This is a genomic window from Rhizobium croatiense (genome assembly GCF_019793465.1).
GTDB lineage: Bacteria > Pseudomonadota > Alphaproteobacteria > Rhizobiales > Rhizobiaceae > Rhizobium > Rhizobium croatiense.
Genome location: NZ_JAILYJ010000006.1, coordinates 1 through 16,081, shown reverse-complemented (window position 1 = coordinate 16,081; position 16,081 = coordinate 1). Strand labels below are relative to the sequence as shown.

General features: G+C 61.8%; 14 protein-coding genes and 2 pseudogenes. 12 read left to right on the top strand and 4 right to left on the bottom strand.

The features are described 5' to 3' along the window. Positions 1 to 31: 31 nt before the first annotated feature. The 6 genes from K6M89_RS11335 to map all read left to right on the top strand — a co-directional run bounded on the left by K6M89_RS11335 (position 32) and on the right by map (position 4,913). Entirely contained in the window at positions 32 to 406 is a 375-nt protein-coding gene (locus K6M89_RS11335; RefSeq protein ID WP_064684422.1) for a YciI family protein, read from the top strand. After that, the gene (locus tag K6M89_RS11330; protein WP_222139495.1) at positions 403 to 1,662 is read left to right on the top strand and encodes an RNA polymerase sigma factor; all 1,260 of its coding nucleotides are present in this window, start codon (positions 403 to 405) and stop codon (positions 1,660 to 1,662) included. Before K6M89_RS11335 ends, K6M89_RS11330 begins: the two co-directional genes overlap by 4 nt. Positions 1,663 to 1,761: 99 nt before the next feature. Further along, a complete protein-coding gene (locus tag K6M89_RS11325) occupies positions 1,762 to 2,229 on the top strand; it encodes an SRPBCC family protein (protein WP_097578467.1) in 468 nt (155 codons plus the stop codon). 179 nt (positions 2,230 to 2,408) lie between these two features. After that, positions 2,409 to 2,699: a GIY-YIG nuclease family protein gene (locus tag K6M89_RS11320; RefSeq protein ID WP_222139682.1), complete on the top strand. Its 291-nt coding sequence runs from the start codon at positions 2,409 to 2,411 to the stop codon at positions 2,697 to 2,699. 354 nt (positions 2,700 to 3,053) lie between these two features. Beyond that, positions 3,054 to 4,115, top strand: coding sequence for an LLM class flavin-dependent oxidoreductase (locus K6M89_RS11315; protein WP_097578969.1), 1,062 nt, complete (start codon positions 3,054 to 3,056; stop codon positions 4,113 to 4,115). Between the two features lie 39 nt (positions 4,116 to 4,154). Further along, entirely contained in the window at positions 4,155 to 4,913 is a 759-nt protein-coding gene (gene map / locus K6M89_RS11310) for a type I methionyl aminopeptidase (protein ID WP_010030330.1), read from the top strand. Positions 4,914 to 5,045: 132 nt separating this feature from the next. Here map and K6M89_RS11305 read toward each other — a convergent pair whose 3' ends face one another. Then, positions 5,046 to 6,398 (bottom strand): hypothetical protein, encoded by a 1,353-nt coding sequence (locus tag K6M89_RS11305; protein WP_222139494.1) that lies wholly within the window; start codon positions 6,396 to 6,398, stop codon positions 5,046 to 5,048. Positions 6,399 to 6,589: 191 nt separating this feature from the next. Between K6M89_RS11305 and K6M89_RS31490 the strand changes: the two are divergent. Beyond that, positions 6,590 to 8,103: pseudogene (locus K6M89_RS31490) on the top strand (FAD-dependent oxidoreductase). Positions 8,104 to 8,205: 102 nt separating this feature from the next. Here the strand turns inward: K6M89_RS31490 and K6M89_RS11295 are convergent. Then, positions 8,206 to 8,778 carry a PadR family transcriptional regulator gene (locus tag K6M89_RS11295; RefSeq protein ID WP_222139493.1) on the bottom strand — a complete coding sequence of 191 codons (573 nt, stop codon included), beginning with the start codon at positions 8,776 to 8,778 and terminating at the stop codon, positions 8,206 to 8,208. Positions 8,779 to 8,945: 167 nt separating this feature from the next. On the opposite strand from K6M89_RS11295, the gene K6M89_RS11290 reads away from it, so the two are divergent. Both K6M89_RS11290 and sbmA read left to right on the top strand, forming a co-directional pair. Next, positions 8,946 to 10,130: a YbfB/YjiJ family MFS transporter gene (locus tag K6M89_RS11290; protein ID WP_222139492.1), complete on the top strand. Its 1,185-nt coding sequence runs from the start codon at positions 8,946 to 8,948 to the stop codon at positions 10,128 to 10,130. 125 nt (positions 10,131 to 10,255) lie between these two features. Continuing rightward, a complete protein-coding gene (gene sbmA / locus K6M89_RS11285) occupies positions 10,256 to 11,521 on the top strand; it encodes a peptide antibiotic transporter SbmA (protein WP_222139491.1) in 1,266 nt (421 codons plus the stop codon). A gap of 211 nt (positions 11,522 to 11,732) precedes the next feature. Here sbmA and K6M89_RS11280 read toward each other — a convergent pair whose 3' ends face one another. Beyond that, positions 11,733 to 12,722, bottom strand: coding sequence for a polysaccharide deacetylase family protein (locus K6M89_RS11280; protein ID WP_222139490.1), 990 nt, complete (start codon positions 12,720 to 12,722; stop codon positions 11,733 to 11,735). A gap of 120 nt (positions 12,723 to 12,842) precedes the next feature. On the opposite strand from K6M89_RS11280, the gene K6M89_RS11275 reads away from it, so the two are divergent. From K6M89_RS11275 to der, 3 genes are all read left to right on the top strand, one after another. Next, the gene (locus tag K6M89_RS11275; RefSeq protein ID WP_222139489.1) at positions 12,843 to 13,427 is read left to right on the top strand and encodes an NnrU family protein; all 585 of its coding nucleotides are present in this window, start codon (positions 12,843 to 12,845) and stop codon (positions 13,425 to 13,427) included. A 103-nt stretch (positions 13,428 to 13,530) separates the two neighbouring features. Continuing rightward, on the top strand, positions 13,531 to 14,214 hold the full coding sequence (locus K6M89_RS11270) for a tetratricopeptide repeat protein (protein ID WP_222139488.1): 684 nt from the start codon (positions 13,531 to 13,533) through the stop codon (positions 14,212 to 14,214). A 16-nt stretch (positions 14,215 to 14,230) separates the two neighbouring features. Beyond that, on the top strand, positions 14,231 to 15,652 hold the full coding sequence (gene der, locus K6M89_RS11265) for a ribosome biogenesis GTPase Der (RefSeq protein ID WP_222139487.1): 1,422 nt from the start codon (positions 14,231 to 14,233) through the stop codon (positions 15,650 to 15,652). A 207-nt stretch (positions 15,653 to 15,859) separates the two neighbouring features. Here der and K6M89_RS11260 read toward each other — a convergent pair. Next, positions 15,860 to 16,081, bottom strand: a pseudogene (locus K6M89_RS11260) (IS110 family transposase); the annotation flags it as partial.

The following is a 16,081-nucleotide window of genomic DNA, read 5'->3' as shown; positions in this document are numbered from 1 at the left end:
TCCTTCGTCATTCGGAAAGAGGAGTGACCCGATGCTTTATGCAATCCTTTGTTACGCTCACGAGGAAACCGTCTTCGCCTGGACCCAGGAGGAAGAGGCAGCCGTCATGGAGAAGCTTTACGCCGTGCAGGAGCCGCTGGCGAAAGCCGGTAAGCTCGGCCCCGTCGGGCGGCTGATGCCGACGACGGCTGCGACCACCGTGCGCAAAGGCAAGGACGAGCCCTTGGTCATCGACGGGCCTTTTGCGGAAACGAAAGAGGCGCTTCTCGGCTTCTATGTGGTTGACTTCGAAACCCTCGACGAGGCGGTCGCCTTCTCGAAGCAGCTTTCATCCGTCAATCCGGGTTCCACCTCTTACGAAATTCGGCCTTTCTACGTCTTCAGGCCGGGAGATGCAGCATCATGACCGATATTGCCTGGATCGACCTTGCTCTTGCCTCGGCCCGCCCGAAGGCGCTTGGCGCGCTGCTGCGCTATTTCCGCGATCTCGACACGGCGGAAGAGGCGTTTCAGGAGGCATGCCTGAGGGCGATCCGGACATGGCCGGAGAAAGGACCGCCGCGCGATCCGACAGCCTGGCTTATCTTCGTCGGCCGCAACAGCGGTATCGATGCGGTGCGCAAGCGGACGAAGCTCCAGGCGCTGCCGGACGAGGAGGTCATTTCCGATACCGAGGATGCCGAAAGCGATATCGCCGAGCGGCTGGACGATTCCAATTATCGCGACGACATTCTGCGGCTTCTCTTCATCTGCTGCCATCCGGATCTGCCGGCCACCCAGCAGATTGCGCTGGCGCTGCGCATCGTGTCCGGCCTTTCGGTGACGCAGATCGCGCGCGCTTTCCTGGTTTCGGAAAGCGCCATGGAGCAGCGCATTACCCGGGCGAAGGCGCGTGTCGCCAAGGCAGGCGTGCCGTTCGAAACGCCGAGCCCCGAGGAGAGGGCTGAACGCCTCTCGATTGTCAGCACGATGATCTATCTCATCTTCAACGAGGGCTACAGCCAGGCCGACCCCAAGCATGAGGCGGCCGCCTTCAGCGACGAGGCGATCCGGCTGGCGCGGCTGATGCTGCATATTTTCCCGGCGGAACCGGAGCTGATGGGGCTGCTAGCGCTCATGCTCTTGCAAATCTCGCGCCGGCCGGCACGCTTCAGCGCCGAGGGCGAAATCGTGCTGCTTGAAGATCAGGACCGCTCGCTTTGGAACCAGCCCTTCATCAACGAAGCCCTGGCGCTGCTCGACAAGGCGCTGCGGCACCGCCGGCCCGGGCCGTATCAGCTTCAGGCGGCCATTGCCGCCATCCATTCCCGCGCGAAACGTGCCGAGGATACCGACTGGGTCGAGATCGATCTGCTTTACCGTGCGCTGGAGCGTGTACAGCCTTCGCCTGTCGTGACGCTTAACCGCGCCGTCGTCGTTTCCAAGCTGCACGGGCCGCAGCAGGCGCTCGATCTCATCGATCCGCTGGGCGAGAAGCTCGACGGCTATTTCTACTATCACGGCCTGCGGGGTGGGCTGCTGAAGCAGCTTGGCTTGACCCACCAGGCGCGCGAAGCCTTCGACCATGCCATCGCGCTTGCCCATTCGGCGGCCGAGGCGGCTCATATCCGCCGGCAGATCGACAAGATGCAGGAAGAGCCCACGCAGCCGATCGCAAATTAAATCAGGAAAAATTAGCGCGCTGTCGGAACGGCGAAGTTCGACACGTCCTTGTAACAACCTGACAGGAAACAGGTTTCACTCAAATGGAGAGATGTCGAAATGACCGCAAGCACGCAACATGAACTCACCCTGGTTCGCGAATTCGACGCCCCGCGCGAGAAGATCTACAAGGCATGGACCGATCCCGACCTGCTGAAGCAGTGGTTCGTACCGCGCCCTTGGGGTGTGGCGGAAGCGACGCTCGACGTCCGCCCCGGCGGCTCCAATGTCGTCGTCATGCAGGATCCTGAGGGCAATCAGTATCCGAACCCCGGCGTTTATCTCGAGATCGTCGAGAACGAGAAGATCGTCTTCACCGACGCCTATACCAGCGCCTGGGTGCCTGCCGAAAAACCTTTCTTCACCGGCGTCATTCTGCTCGAAGATCTCGGCAATGGCCGCACGAAGTATACGGCCAAGGCGCTGCACTGGCGCGCCGAGGACAAGGAAGAGCACGAGAAGATGGGATTCCACGAGGGATGGGGCAAGGCTGCCGATCAGCTGGCGGAACTGCTGGCAAAGATGTGAAGTGTTGAGGGCGGCGCGGTGGAGGCCCGCGCCGTCCTCATGCTTCACGTGCGGCGTGAAGTGGCTTGGAGGATGATTCCACTGAGGCTTGGAAGTCGTTGAATTTCAGATTGGAATTGGGATTCGGGTGGCTAGGTGTTGCTGTCGACGCGGGATGTTACCTGTGCCAATCTACCGGCATGAAGGGTTACGTCTACATCCTCGCATCCGCGCGCAATGGCACGCTCTATACCGCCGTGACGCGTGACCTTGCAGGTCGGCTATATGAGCATCAGAACGAACTGACGCCAGGCTTTACGTCGAAGTATGGCGTAAAGACATTGGTGTGGTTCGAGGAGCATGATTTGCTGACGACTGCGATTACGCGGGAGAAGACGATCAAGAAATGGCCGCGGCAGTGGAAGCTCAATTTGATCGAGTGGGAGAATCCTGAGTGGGAGGATATTTCGTTTCACCTCTTGGGCCTGTGAAGAGTCTCCCGTCGCGCGGACGCGCGACTGCTGGATTCCTGTGACGAGCACAGGAATGAGGGAGGTCCTGGTGTCCGCAGTGCTCCAAAACGACCCTCTTCGCCCTGATCTGGCTCTGCATATTACGCTTTGAATGATAGAGGATATGGAGCGCAGGTTGATCCCCTCTCTCCCTCATTCCTGTGCCTGTCACAGGAATCCAGCAGCGCCGTGTCTACGGCGCAAAGACTCTTTCCTACGCGCCATCGGACCCGCATCGCTATCGAAATTCTCGAACATTCCGTTCCAGACTTTGTATTTGCGTTGCCGCTCACCGGTCCTTATCTCCAGGTTGAATTCAACGGGATGCCGACCATGGAATTGGGGCTTTACACATTCGCCGACGTCAATCCGAACCCCTCCCGCAGCAAGGGTGCGGAAGGGGCCGAACGGCTGAAGCATCTGATCGAGGAGATCGAGCTTGCCGACCAGGTGGGCCTGGATGTGTTCGGGCTCGGCGAACATCATCGGCCGGATTATGCGGCGTCAGCCCCTGCGGTGGCGTTGGCGGCCGCGGCCGTCAAGACCAAAAACATCCGCCTGACCAGCGCCGTCACCGTGCTTTCCTCGGATGATCCCGTGCGCGTCTTCCAGCAGTTTGCGACGCTTGATCTCATTTCCAACGGCCGGGCCGAGATCATGGCAGGGCGTGGCTCTTTCATCGAGTCGTTCCCGCTGTTTGGCTACAATCTCGAGGATTACGACCAGCTTTTCGAGGAGAAGCTCGATCTGCTCCTGGCGCTGCGCGACAGCGAGACGGTGGAATGGGAGGGCGAGCTTCGCGCGCCGATCCGCGGACGCGGCGTCTATCCGAGGCCGCTGCAGGATCCGCTGCCGTTGTGGGTCGCGGTCGGTGGCACGCCGCAGTCGGTGGCGCGCGCCGGCGCGCTCGGACTGCCGGTGGCGCTCGCCATCATCGGCGGCGAGCCGCGCCGTTTCGCGCCGCTTTTCGATCTCTACCGCGAGGCGGCGCGGCGCGCAGGGCAGGATCAGGCGAAGCTGAAGACCAGCATCAATGTTCACGGCTTTATCGCCGATACGACCGAGGCCGCCGCCGAGCAGTTTTACGGGCCGCAGGCGGAAGTGATGAACCGCATCGGCCGCGAGCGCGGCTGGGGACCGACCAGCCGGGCGCATTTCGATCTGTCGCGTGGGCCGAACGGCGCGCTTTTTGTCGGCGATCCCGAGGCGGTCGCCGAAAAGATCATCGCCCATCACAGGCTTTTCAGGAACGACCGCTTCCTGCTGCAGATGGCGATCGGCCTGATGCCGCATGCTGAGATCATGCGCGGCATCGAGCTCTACGGGACGAAAGTCGCCCCGATCGTCAGAAAGGCATTGACTGAAAGGGGCGAAGGGGCGAAAGCCACGGCTTGAGGCGGCCGCGCCGCGCCCGCGCAAGGCCGGAAGAGACGAATGGTTATCGCAAACGACGATGAACTGACAAAGCTCAAGGAGATCGGCCGGATCTGCGCCAACGCCATTCAGGTGATGGCGGCAGCGATGGAGCCGGGCATGACGACGCTGGAGCTCGATCGGATCGGCCGCAAGGTGCTTGAGGATTCCGGCGCGCGCTCGGCGCCGGAGTTCTGCTACCAGTTTCCCGGTGCGACCTGCATCAGCGTCAACGAGGAAATCGCCCACGGCATTCCCGGGCCACGTGTCATCCAGGCCGGCGACCTGATCAATATCGACGTCTCGGCCGAGAAGGACGGCTTCTTCGCCGATACCGGTGCTTCCTTCGCAGTGCCGCCGGTCAAGCCGAAGATCGAACGGCTCTGCCGCGACGGCAGGCGGGCGCTCTGGGTCGGGCTCAACCAAGTGAAATCGGGTGAGCCGCTGGCAAAGATCGGCACCGCCGTCGGCGCTTTCGCACAGAAGAACCGCTATACGCTGGTTGCCAATCTGGCGAGCCATGGCGTCGGCCGTTCGCTGCACGAAGAACCAGCCGAGCTCTCCACCTGGCCTGATCCTTCGGAGAAGCGTGTCATGACGGACGGTCTCGTCTTTACGGTCGAGCCGTTCCTTTCGCTCGGCGCGACCTGGGCCGAGGGCGGCGATGATGCATGGACGCTCTATGCCGATCCGAAGGCACCGACCGTGCAATATGAGCACACGGTGGTTGCGACGCGGAACGGCCCGGTGATTTTGACCTTGCCGGATGGGCGGGCGTAGGGCTCAGGTCGCAGAGCTTTCTTCCTTCGCGGGGCGTTGGCGCACCGGCCTCGCCCTTCGAGGCCCTGCGGGGCACCTCATGACCTGTCTCAGGAGCGTTAGGCAACACCCTGTCGTCGGGGATGGAGTTGGTTAGAGCGACTTCAAATATTCGATGAGGTCGCCTTTTTCCTCAGCGCTCAGGTTTAACTTCAAATGGTCGTTATAGTGCGCGACGACGTCTTCTAGCGTGGCGAACCGCCCGTCGTGGTAGAAGCCACCCTTGTGGACCTTGTCCACGTTCCACAAGGCCCGCAGTGGCGCTGTCCGGTAGCGGTCGTCCGGGGCTCGTTTCGCCTGGAAATCGTCTATCCCGATCTCGTCCGCCGTGTGCAGGTTCCAGCCAGGTTCGGTGAAGAGCGGCGGCACATGGCAGGTGGCGCACTTGGCCTTGTCGTTGAAGAGGATCGTTCCGTTTTCCGCCGCCGCATTGTCGAATGTGCCTTCCGGCGGACGCGGAGTAGGCAAGGACAGCTGGTAAAAATGCAGCGCCGGAAGTTTGGCGGTGATCCGGTCTTCCTTGTCCTGCTTGTGGCCCTGCTTTGTCCTAGCGGCGACCGGATATTTCTCGGCGTCGTCGAGACGCGGATCGTAGAACGTGCCTTTGCCGTGCATTTCGAGGTTGCCGACATAGGCGTTCCAGTAGCTGACGGTCCCCCAGGCTCCCGTCCAGGTATGGTTGTTCACGCCCGCCAATCCGAATGCGGGCGGATTGAGCGTAGCAGACGTCTTGCCGTCTGGCCGGAATGCCTTTCCATCCAGGTTGAGTTGGGCATCGAACTTGCCAGGCCCCCAGGCTTCCACCGCCTTCTTCACCTCGGCATCCGAAACCTGCAGCATCTCGGTGAATGCCGTGAGGTCAGGCGCTAGCGCGACGATCGCACCGATGTTCAGGTCGCGGTTGGGCCAGCCGTCCAGCCGATGGCCGATGCCGGGAGCGTAGGCGTCGTCGACCGTCGAATGGCAAACCGCACACTGGATTCCGACCGACGTCAGCGCCTTTCCGTCCGCGTCGAAGAATCCGGTTACCCCCACAACGGCATTGGCCTTCAGCAGAAGGAGTGTGCTGGCCGGATCGTCGAGGTCAACCTCGCCTTTACCAAGCGCAACGGCGACGTCCTTTGGAATGGCGTTAACGTCGACCTTCAACCCGAGCTCCAGAGCTTTCTTAGGACTAAGGCCTGGTCCTTTGCCGCCCAGCTTCTCACCCGCGATCGCCTCGTGAAGCTTGAGTTCGCCTCCCCAGAAGTCCTCGCTCCCGAACGTGTCAAAACGGAATGTCTCGCGGCCCTCCTCCAGGTATCGTCTTGCTTGATCGGCCGCCGCTGCGTCAAAGTCCCGACCGCCGACAGTGGGACTTTTGGACGTTTGGGCAGCAGCGGGAATCATCGTTGAAGAGAGGAGAAGAAGAAAAAGTGCTGCGGTACCCTGAGAGTGCAGAGACATAGAATTCCCTCCACGCAGCCGGCGTTTTCGGCATGCGCATCTAGATTTACGTCAATGACAGCAACACCCACCAATTATATTATAGACTGCTAAAGTAGCAAGGGATTCCCTGGCTCCCGCCCGTCAGGCTCCGTTCGGAACATTCGGTTATTCCGCCCATTTACCGCGGATAGGACTAGGAGAAACTCCGCATGAATGCGAGCGACGAACGAACCGTGTCTCTCTGGTCAGACATCGAGGTTGCGCCCGACGCAGCGCCTCTCGCCCGCAACGAAGACTTCGACGTCGTCGTGGTGGGCTCTGGAATTGCAGGCATGTCGATCGCGTACGAGCTGGCCGCCGCGGGGCAGAAGGTTGCAGTCCTCGACCGAGGCCGGATAGGCGGCGGCATGACGGCCCGCACGACTGCACACCTCACGTCGGTATGCGACGACTACTTTTCGGAACTGATCGGGTTGCGCGGCGAGGAACTGGCGCGCCTCTATTTTCAGAGCCACTCCGCGGCGATCGCTCGCATCGAGGCGATCCAGGGCGCGGAGCGCATAGCCTGCGACTTTCGTCGGCTCGACGGCTTTCTCTTTCCCGCCTCTGGAAGGGCGAAAGCCGATCTCCAGCGGGAGCTCGAGGCCGGCCTGAAGGTAGGCATCGCGGTCGAGGAAGTCGCGAGGTTGCCGCTTGCGGGCTACCCGGACACCCCCGGTATCCGGATCAGGCGACGTTCCATCCGCTTAGGTATCTGCGCGGTCTTGCCGCCGGAATTCGGGCGCGCGGCTGCACGCTCTACAGCGAGACGATCGTCGACAGGGTCGAGGAAACCGCCGGCGGGGTGCGCGTGGGAACGACCTCGGGCTTCAACGTTACGGCCAGGTGGGCCATCGTGGCGACCAATTCGCCCATCAACGACAGGGTCGCGATCCACACGAAGCAGGCACCCTATCGGACCTACGCAATGGCGTTCGAGATCGGGCGTGGCATCGTACCGGATGGTCTCTACTGGGACACCGAGGACCCGTACCACTACGTCCGCCTTCATACCGGCGAGGACGAGAGCGACGTCCTCATTGTTGGTGGCGAGGACCACAAGACTGGCGTGATCGACGCCGCCGACGAGCGCTTCGCCGCCTTGACGTCCTGGATCAGACGACTGGTGCCCGATCTCGGCGCCGAAACCCATCGATGGTCCGGGCAGGTGATGGAGACAATCGACTACGCCGGCTTCATCGGCCGCAATCCCGGCAACCAACGAATTTTTGTGGTCACCGGAGATTCCGGCGAGGGCATGACCCACGGCGTGGTGGCCTCACTCCTGATTTCCGAGATCATTCTCGGGGGTGACAGTTGCTGGCGGGAACTCTACGAGCCGTCCCGGAAGACGGTGAGCGCGGTCGGCAATTACGTTGCCGAGAACGCGACAATGATCAAGAACTTCGCCGAGTATGTTGCGCCCGGCGAAATCGAGTCTGTCGATCGGCTGCGACCGGGAGAAGGTGCTATCGTCCGCGAAGGAATGACCAAGATCGCAGCGTTCCGCAGCGACGATGGCACGCTGCACAGGCGATCTGCCACATGCACGCATGTCGGCTGCCACGTGCACTGGAACTCCCTGGAACGGTGCTGGGACTGTCCATGCCACGGATCTCACTTCGCGGTGGATGGAACGGTGCTGAACGCACCAGCAGTCTCGCCCTTGTCCGAGATCGACTGACTGTTGCTCCGGTGAGCTACCGCCTGCGGGCACCCCAGGATGAGGCTCTCTTGTGTCGGCGGCGCATCCTCGGACGCGCCGACGTCGGGACCAGCCCCGTCTTCACCCCCGCGTTTCCGGCCTGCCGCCCTGCAGGATCTCCGTCGCAGCGCGTTCCAATATCCCGGCGATGCGGGCGGCCTCAGTTTTCGACCAGGGATAACGCATCCTGAGGGCCGAGCGCAGCAGCATGCGGGCGGCGCGGATATCGCCGCCGTCCTGCATGAAGTCGCCGTAATCGCTGTCGGCGCCGTGGCGGTCGGTTTCGAAGACGCGCTTCACATAGGCCATCTTCTCGCCGATGCGTTCGAGCTTGGCGAGCGTGTGCAGGATCATGTCGCGGTTTTCCTCGACGCGGCGGCGTCCGGCCTCGGTGATGCGGTAAAGCTTCTTGGTGCCCTCATTCTCCACTTCGGCAAGGCCGGTTTCCTCGAGATAGGTGAGTGCGGGATAGATGACACCGGGGCTCGGCACATAGAAGCCGCCGGAACGCTCCTCCAGCAGCTTAATCAATTCGTAACCGTGGCGCGGCTGCTCGGCGAGCAGGGCCAGGATGACGAGCTGCAGATCGCCCGCCGCGAATTTGCGGCCCATGCGAAACACTTCGCCGAACATGCCGCCTTTAAAACCTCTCATGGCGTTTCCGTTAATCGCTAGATGTATCATTGGCTATGTCTTAAAACATATATCGTAAGATAATCGATTTCAAGGCGACCCGGGATTTTTTCGAGCTTTCCGGAAATTGATTGACCGATCAGAAATAGTCGTTTGCGGTGCCGGTGCTGCGGCGCGATAAGCACTGCATGCTTTCCCGCCCGCCTCGCTCCCAGCCGAACCTCGTTGCGACCGCCGCTGCCGGCGCCGTTGCCATGGCTGCAGCCATGGGCTTTGGGCGCTTCTCCTATACGCCGATCCTGCCCGGGATGATGAGCGGCGTGCCACTTTCGGCAGCGGATGCTGGCTTCATCGCCTCGGCCAATTTCGTCGGTTATCTCGTCGGCGCCGTGTTTGCGGCCTATGGCTGGGCAGCGGGGCGCGAGCGGCTGGTGGCGCTCTCGGCGCTGCTTGCCACCGCAATTCTGCTCGCGGCCATGGCTGCCACCGATTCCGTCGCGGTCTTCGCGGTCATCCGCTTCCTGGCCGGCCTCGCCAGCGCCTTTGCGATGGTCTTCACCTCGTCGATCGTGCTCAGCCATGGGGCTGCGGCCGGCAATGACCATGTGCAGGCGGCGCATTTCGGTGGTCCCGGGGCGGGAATCGCGCTGTCCTCGGTGATGGTGCTATTGGTTGGTCTCGGCTTTCACGACGGGCCGGGCGGCTGGCGCGCCGATTGGATCGGCGGGGCAATCTATTGTGCGATAAGCCTGGTCGTCGTCTACCTTCTGCTGCCGTCTGCGCCGGCGCAAACGGCTCAGGCGGGCAAGGAGCCGGTGCTCAACTGGAGCCGGCCGATGGTGCTGGTAACCCTGTCCTACGGCCTGTTCGGATTCGGCTATGTCATCACCGCGACCTTCCTCGTCACCATCGCCCGCCTGTCGGCAACGGGAGCTTTCGTTGAATTCCTCTGCTGGTTCATCGCCGGCCTGACGGCGGCAGTCGCGCTGTTTGCCTGGAGGCCACTGGTGAGGTCCCTCGGGCTCGGCGGCGTCTATATCGCGGCACTTCTGGTCGAGGCGGCCGGCGTGCTGGCAACCGTGGCGCTGCCGCCTTCGGTCGCACCGCTGATCGGCGGCGCACTGTTCGGCGCGACGTTCCTGGCGATCACGGCTTACGGGCTGCAGATCGGCCGCAAGCTTTCACCCGAGAGCCCGCGGCGAATTCTGGCGATGATGACCGCTGCCTTCGGTCTCGGCCAGATCGTCGGGCCTGTTGTAGCCGGCTGGATCGCCGAACGCTCAGGCAGTTTCACCGTGCCGACGGTAATCGCCGCAGCCGCACTCCTGGTCTGCGCCGCTCTGGTGATGCCCGTGATCAAGAAAGTCGCCTAACCGGTTACATCTCCGTAACAATCGGCCGAACCCATTGCTGCTTCCTTCGAACTGCCTTAGTTTCCGGCACAATGAGTGTTCCAAGAAACTCCCGAGACTCCCAGTTCAGGAAAGCAAAGCCCCCCGTGTTTCATTCGTTTTTTCCCCAGCCGAAACCTTTCTTCATTTCGCTTGTCGTGTGGACACTGATTTCAATATTCGGCTGGTATTTTGTCGCCGAGGGCCTCGGCGCGTCGCTCGGCTTTGTGCCGGTTCCGGAAGAGCAGCAGCCGATCGACCTTTCTTTCTTTCTGCTGCCCGAGAATATCTGGTTCTACAGTTACTTCCTCCTCTCGGCGGTGATCTTCTGCAGCGCATGGCATCTGAGGGCGCTGCACCATCCCTGGAAGCTGTGGTCGATCTGGGGGTCGGCGCTCATCATTTTCGTCACCTATTTCGGCGTCCAGATCACGGTCGTGATCAACAACTGGCGCCGGCCCTTCGGCGATCTTCTTCAGAACGCCTTGTCGAAGCAGCCGGGCATTTCCGTCGACAATTTTTACAGCCTGATGTGGGTCTTCTGTCAGATCGCATTCCTCAGCATGTTCGTGTCGATCATGACCGACTTCTTTACGAGCCACTACATTTTCCGCTGGCGCGCTGCGATGAACGACTTCTACATGTCGAAATGGGAAAAGCTGCGTCACATCGAAGGCGCCTCGCAGCGCGTTCAGGAAGACACGATGCGTTTTTCGAGCACCCTCGAAGGTCTCGGCATCAGCCTGATCAACTCGGTGATGACGCTCGTGGTCTTCCTTCCGATCCTTCTGACGCTCTCGCATTACGTGACTGAACTGCCGGTCATCGGGCCGCTGGCGAATTCACTCTTCTGGCTGGCGCTCTTCTGGTCGGCATTCGGCACGCTGCTTCTGGCGGTCGCCGGTATCAAGCTGCCGGGCCTGAACTTCCGCAATCAGCGCGTCGAAGCCGCCTATCGCAAGGAACTCGTCTATGGCGAGGATCATGCCGAGCGGGCTCAGCCGCTGACGGTCAGGGAGCTCTTCAACAACGTTCGGCGGAACTATTTCCGCATGTACTTCCACTACATGTATTTCAACGTCGCCCGCTATTTCTACATTCAGGCAGACGCGCTCTTCGTGGTCTTCATGCTGGTCCCGACGATCGTTGCAGGCACGATCACCTATGGTATCTTCCAGCAGATCTCGACCGCCTTCGGCCAGGTCAGCAACTCGTTCCAGTATCTGGTCAACTCCTGGACGACGATCATCGAACTGCTTTCCATCCACAAGCGCCTCAAGGCCTTCGAGGCTGCTATCGACGACGAGCCGCTGCCGGCGATCGACCAGCATTATCTGGAGCGGGAAGCCGGTGTTGTTCATGCTGATGGGTGAGGGATGAGGCTTGGACGGGTGGGGTCGTGGCTTTAATGCCCGCTGTGCCGTGCGGCCCCCTCATCCGTCCTGATGGGCACCTTCTCCCCGCCGGGGAGAAGGGGGAATCACGACCTCGCCACTGCTTCCTCTTCTCCCCAGCGGAGAGAAGGTGGCCCGAAGGGTCGGATAAGGGGGCACACGGCACGTCGTCCCGATTGTGAAAACCACGTCAGAGCCCCGACGTCTGCTGCAGCTTGCCGCGGGCCTCGATCATCGGGATCGCTTCGGAATAGCTGACGCAGGCGACATCGGCTCGATGGCAGACGTCGCTGACCAGGCGGTCCAGCGCCCGCCAGTAGGCGCCGCCATTCATCTCCACAAAGTGGAAGCCGAGCTGGAGGGGGATGCGGTTGCCGTTGTACTGGCGGTCGAAGGCCTGGGAGAAGGCTGAATAGGCGCGGTCCTCGAATTCCTTCGAATCCGCCCTGTCCTCCTCGCCCTTGGAGTGACGGACGAAGAGATTGTAGTCCATGCCGATGATCGGCTTTTCGCTCGGGCCTTCAGGGATCAGCGGCAGGCCGAAGCGGATGATGCCGTCTTCTTCGACGGGCATGGCAGGGCCTTTGGTGACGAGGCTTGCATCGTAAGTGAAGCCCGCCTTCTTTTCGGCGGCGATCATATCGGCGCCCGCGGTTGCCGAGAGATAGGGGGCGCGAAAGCCCTTGATGCCATGATCGACAAGGTCCTGCCAGCCGGCCGGCTCGTCGAGGCCGACGCCTTTCCAGGCATTCTTCAGCGTCGCGTGGAAGGTGGCGTATTCGGCCGACCAGTCGGCCTCGCTCCAGAGGCGACCGTCGAAATGACCGCAGGCATGGCTCGAGATGTCGTGGCCTTCGAGATGGGCGTGCCAGATATTGCCGAGGCGTTCGCGGATTTCGTCGTCGCTCTGGGCGAAGCCGACATTGGATTTCCCGCGTTTCTGATGCGGCGCCTGGTAGGCCTTCTTCGCCGCCTCGTTCATCAGGAAGGTGCAGGAGAGGAAATAGGTGAAGTGGGCGCCGTTCTTCGCGGCCATCTCGCGGCTCTTCAGCCACAGTGCGTTATCATGGGCGCCGTCGAAGGAAATGATGACCAGTTGCTTCGGCCGGTCGGCCCCCTCTGCAGTGACGGGAAGAAGGAACGAGGCAGCCAGACAGGCGGAGAGGAGAGGACGAGACATGAGCACCGCGACAATTTGTTCGCGGTTTCCCTCTAATAGAATTGCGGCGAAGCTACGGTCCGGCTGGCATTTTTTCCCGTCAGCCGCTAAGTCATGACAAACTGCAAGGAAGGGACCGCAATGGCGCTGCTCATCGTCGGCATCATACTTTTTCTCGGTGTGCATCTAGTGCGGGTGGTGGCTCCGGGCCTGCGCCGCTCGATGATCGCAAGCCTCGGCGAGCGGGGATGGCGGGCCGGCTATTCGGTCGCGAGTCTGGCCACGCTGATCCTCTTGATCTACGGCTTCGGACAGGCGCGCGCGGTGACCGGCGTGCTCTACAATCCGCCGGTCTGGATGGCGCATATCACGGTCACGCTGATGCTGATCGCGATGATCTGTCTGGTCGCTTCGCTGCTGCCGGCCGGACACATCGCCACCAAGACGAAACATCCGATGGTATTGTCGGTGAAGATCTGGGCGCTGGCGCATCTGCTCGCCAACGGCGAGACGTCTTCGGTGCTGCTGTTTGCCGCTTTCCTCGCCTGGGGTGTCATCCTGCGCATCTCGCTGAAACGGCGGCAGCGGGCGGGCGAGATCACGCTGCGCCCCTTCGTCTCGGCGAAATACGATCTCTCTGCCGTCGTCATCGGCATCGTTGCCTGGGCGCTGACCATCTGGAAGCTGCACGAATGGTTGATCGGCGTTTCACCGCTGGTCGTGTAACGAATCTTTCATATCCCCCTTACAACCGCGGCAAAATGCGGTAGAAGGCCCGGCAATGTGCGTAGCGCACAGCCTATGGGTATTGCCGCGGCCGGAGACGAGAATGGCATTCAACGACGACAGCTTCATCCGTGAAGTCAATGAGGAACTTCGGTCCGACCAGATGAAGGGCGCTTGGCGCCGGTTCGGCCGCTATATCATCGTCGCTGCCATCCTGATCGTCGTCGGCACCGCCGGCAAGGTTCTCTACGACTACTGGGACGATAGCCGTTCCTCGGGCGCCGGCGACCAGTTCCTGGCGGCGATGAAGCTTGCCGACGAGAACAAGAACGATGAGGCGCTGGCCGCGCTCGACAAGCTGGAGAAGGAAGGGCATGGCGCCTATCCGGTGCTGGCGCGCATGCGGGCTGCGACCGTCCAAGCCCAAAAGGGCAACGCCGCCGCGGCGATCGCCGCCTTCAACGAGATCGGCAAAGACAACGGCGTTCCTTCTGCCGTGCGCGATGCCGCCAGAATGCGTGCGGGCTGGCTGCTGATCGAGAACGGCTCCTATGAACAGGTTTCGGCCGCGATCGAGGAAATGGCCGTGCCGGGCAACGCCTTCCGCCATTCGGCCCGCGAGGCACTCGGTCTGGCCGCATACAAGGCCGGCAACATGGCGCAGGGGCGGCAGTGGTTCCAGTCGATTATCGATGACGCCGAAAGCCCGCGTCCTGTTGCCAATCGCGCCCAGATGATGCTTGATCTCATTACCGCATCCGGCAAGGCGCCCGCCGCGCAGGGCTGAGTTTTAAGGAAAAAGAATGAGTTTCACGGTCGCCATCGTCGGTCGTCCGAATGTCGGCAAGTCGACGCTTTTCAACCGCCTGGTGGGCAAGAAGCTTGCGCTCGTCGACGATACGCCCGGCGTGACGCGTGACCGCCGGCCGGGTGATGCGCGGCTGATGGGGCTGACCTTTACGATTATCGACACGGCCGGTCTGGAAGAAGCCGACGAGGAAAGTCTGCAGGGCCGGATGCGCGCCCAGACGGAAGCGGCGATCGACGAGGCCGATCTTTCGCTTTTTGTCGTCGATGCCAAGAACGGGCTGACGCCGGTCGATACCGCTCTTGCCGAAATGCTGCGCCGACGGGGCAAGCCGGTGGTGCTCGTCGCCAACAAATCCGAAGCGCGCGGCTCCGATAGCGGCTTCTACGACGCCTATACGCTGGGGCTCGGCGAGCCGACGCCGATTTCGGCCGAGCACGGGGAGGGCATGCTCGACTTGCGCGACGCGATCGTCGAGGCGATCGGCAAGGACCGTGCCTATGCCAAGGACGATGTCGCGGTTACCGATGTCGACATTCCGCCGGGCGACAACGAGGCCGACGGCGAGGATGAAGAGCCGATCTATGACGACACCAAGCCGCTGAGGGTGGCGATCGTCGGCCGGCCGAATGCGGGCAAGTCAACGCTGATCAACCGTTTCCTCGGCGAGGACCGGCTGTTGACCGGGCCGGAAGCCGGCATCACCCGGGACTCCATCTCGGTCGAATGGGATTGGCGCGGCCGCACCATTAAGATGTTCGACACCGCAGGCATGCGCCGCAAGGCGCGGGTAACCGAGAAGCTGGAGAAACTTTCGGTCGCCGATGCGCTGCGCGCCATCCGCTTCGCCGAGACGGTCGTCATCGTCTTCGACGCGACGATCCCCTTCGAGAAGCAGGACCTGCAGATCGTCGATCTCGTGCTGCGCGAGGGCCGCGCCGCCGTCCTTGCCTTCAACAAATGGGACATGATCGAGGACCGGCAGGCGGTGCTTGCCGACCTGCGCGAAAAGACCGACCGGCTTCTGCCGCAGGCGCGCGGCATCCGCGCCGTCCCGATCTCCGGCCAGACCGGCTGGGGGCTGGACAAGCTGATGCAGTCGATCATCGATACCGACAGGGTCTGGAACAAGCGTATCTCGACGGCGCGGCTCAACCGCTGGCTGGAAACGCAGCAGATCCAGCATCCGCCACCGGCCGTGTCCGGCCGGCGCATCAAGCTGAAATACATGACCCAGGTCAAGGCCCGCCCGCCGGCCTTCATGATCTCCTGTACCCGCTCCGACGCGCTGCCGGAATCCTATACGCGCTATCTGATCAACGGGTTGCGTGCCGATTTCGACATGCCGAGCGTGCCGATCCGCATCCATTTCCGTTCGCCTGATAATCCGTACGAATCGAAGAAGAAGCGGACGTAGGTTTTTTGGCGCTGGTGTTTGGGACACCCCCTCTGCCCTGCCGGGCATCTCCCCCACAAGGGGGGAGATCGGATGGGCGTTAGGGTTTCCCAACAACTGCCGGATAGTTATTCCCGTGCGCGAGATGAGGATCGACGGTCCAGCCTCTTGCTGATGTCCCTCCTTGTGGGGGAGATGCCCGGCAGGGCAGAGCGACTGTCTTGGAAGTCAAGCGTTTTGCCATGCTTTCTGGTCCCGGATGATTGCGTTGAGGATGGTGAGCAGCTTGCGCATGGCAGCCACAGTTGCGACGATCTTCGACTTGCCGGAAGCGACCAGGCGATCGCGGAAGGCTTTCAGAACCGGGTTATGGCGGCAGGCCACCAGCGTGGCCATGAACAGCACGGAGCGTACCGTTGCCCGACCGCCGCCGATGAGGCTCTTGCCTTT

Coding starts and splice junctions, on each gene's coding strand:
- K6M89_RS11335 (WP_064684422.1), top strand. CDS start 32: ATGCTTTATGCAATCCTTTGTTACGCTCACGAGGAAACCGTCTTCGCC.
- K6M89_RS11330 (WP_222139495.1), top strand. CDS start 403: ATGACCGATATTGCCTGGATCGACCTTGCTCTTGCCTCGGCCCGCCCG.
- K6M89_RS11325 (WP_097578467.1), top strand. CDS start 1,762: ATGACCGCAAGCACGCAACATGAACTCACCCTGGTTCGCGAATTCGAC.
- K6M89_RS11320 (WP_222139682.1), top strand. CDS start 2,409: ATGAAGGGTTACGTCTACATCCTCGCATCCGCGCGCAATGGCACGCTC.
- K6M89_RS11315 (WP_097578969.1), top strand. CDS start 3,054: ATGGAATTGGGGCTTTACACATTCGCCGACGTCAATCCGAACCCCTCC.
- map (WP_010030330.1), top strand. CDS start 4,155: ATGGTTATCGCAAACGACGATGAACTGACAAAGCTCAAGGAGATCGGC.
- K6M89_RS11305 (WP_222139494.1), bottom strand. CDS start 6,398: ATGTCTCTGCACTCTCAGGGTACCGCAGCACTTTTTCTTCTTCTCCTC.
- K6M89_RS11295 (WP_222139493.1), bottom strand. CDS start 8,778: ATGAGAGGTTTTAAAGGCGGCATGTTCGGCGAAGTGTTTCGCATGGGC.
- K6M89_RS11290 (WP_222139492.1), top strand. CDS start 8,946: ATGCTTTCCCGCCCGCCTCGCTCCCAGCCGAACCTCGTTGCGACCGCC.
- K6M89_RS11280 (WP_222139490.1), bottom strand. CDS start 12,722: ATGTCTCGTCCTCTCCTCTCCGCCTGTCTGGCTGCCTCGTTCCTTCTT.
- K6M89_RS11275 (WP_222139489.1), top strand. CDS start 12,843: ATGGCGCTGCTCATCGTCGGCATCATACTTTTTCTCGGTGTGCATCTA.
- K6M89_RS11270 (WP_222139488.1), top strand. CDS start 13,531: ATGGCATTCAACGACGACAGCTTCATCCGTGAAGTCAATGAGGAACTT.
- der (WP_222139487.1), top strand. CDS start 14,231: ATGAGTTTCACGGTCGCCATCGTCGGTCGTCCGAATGTCGGCAAGTCG.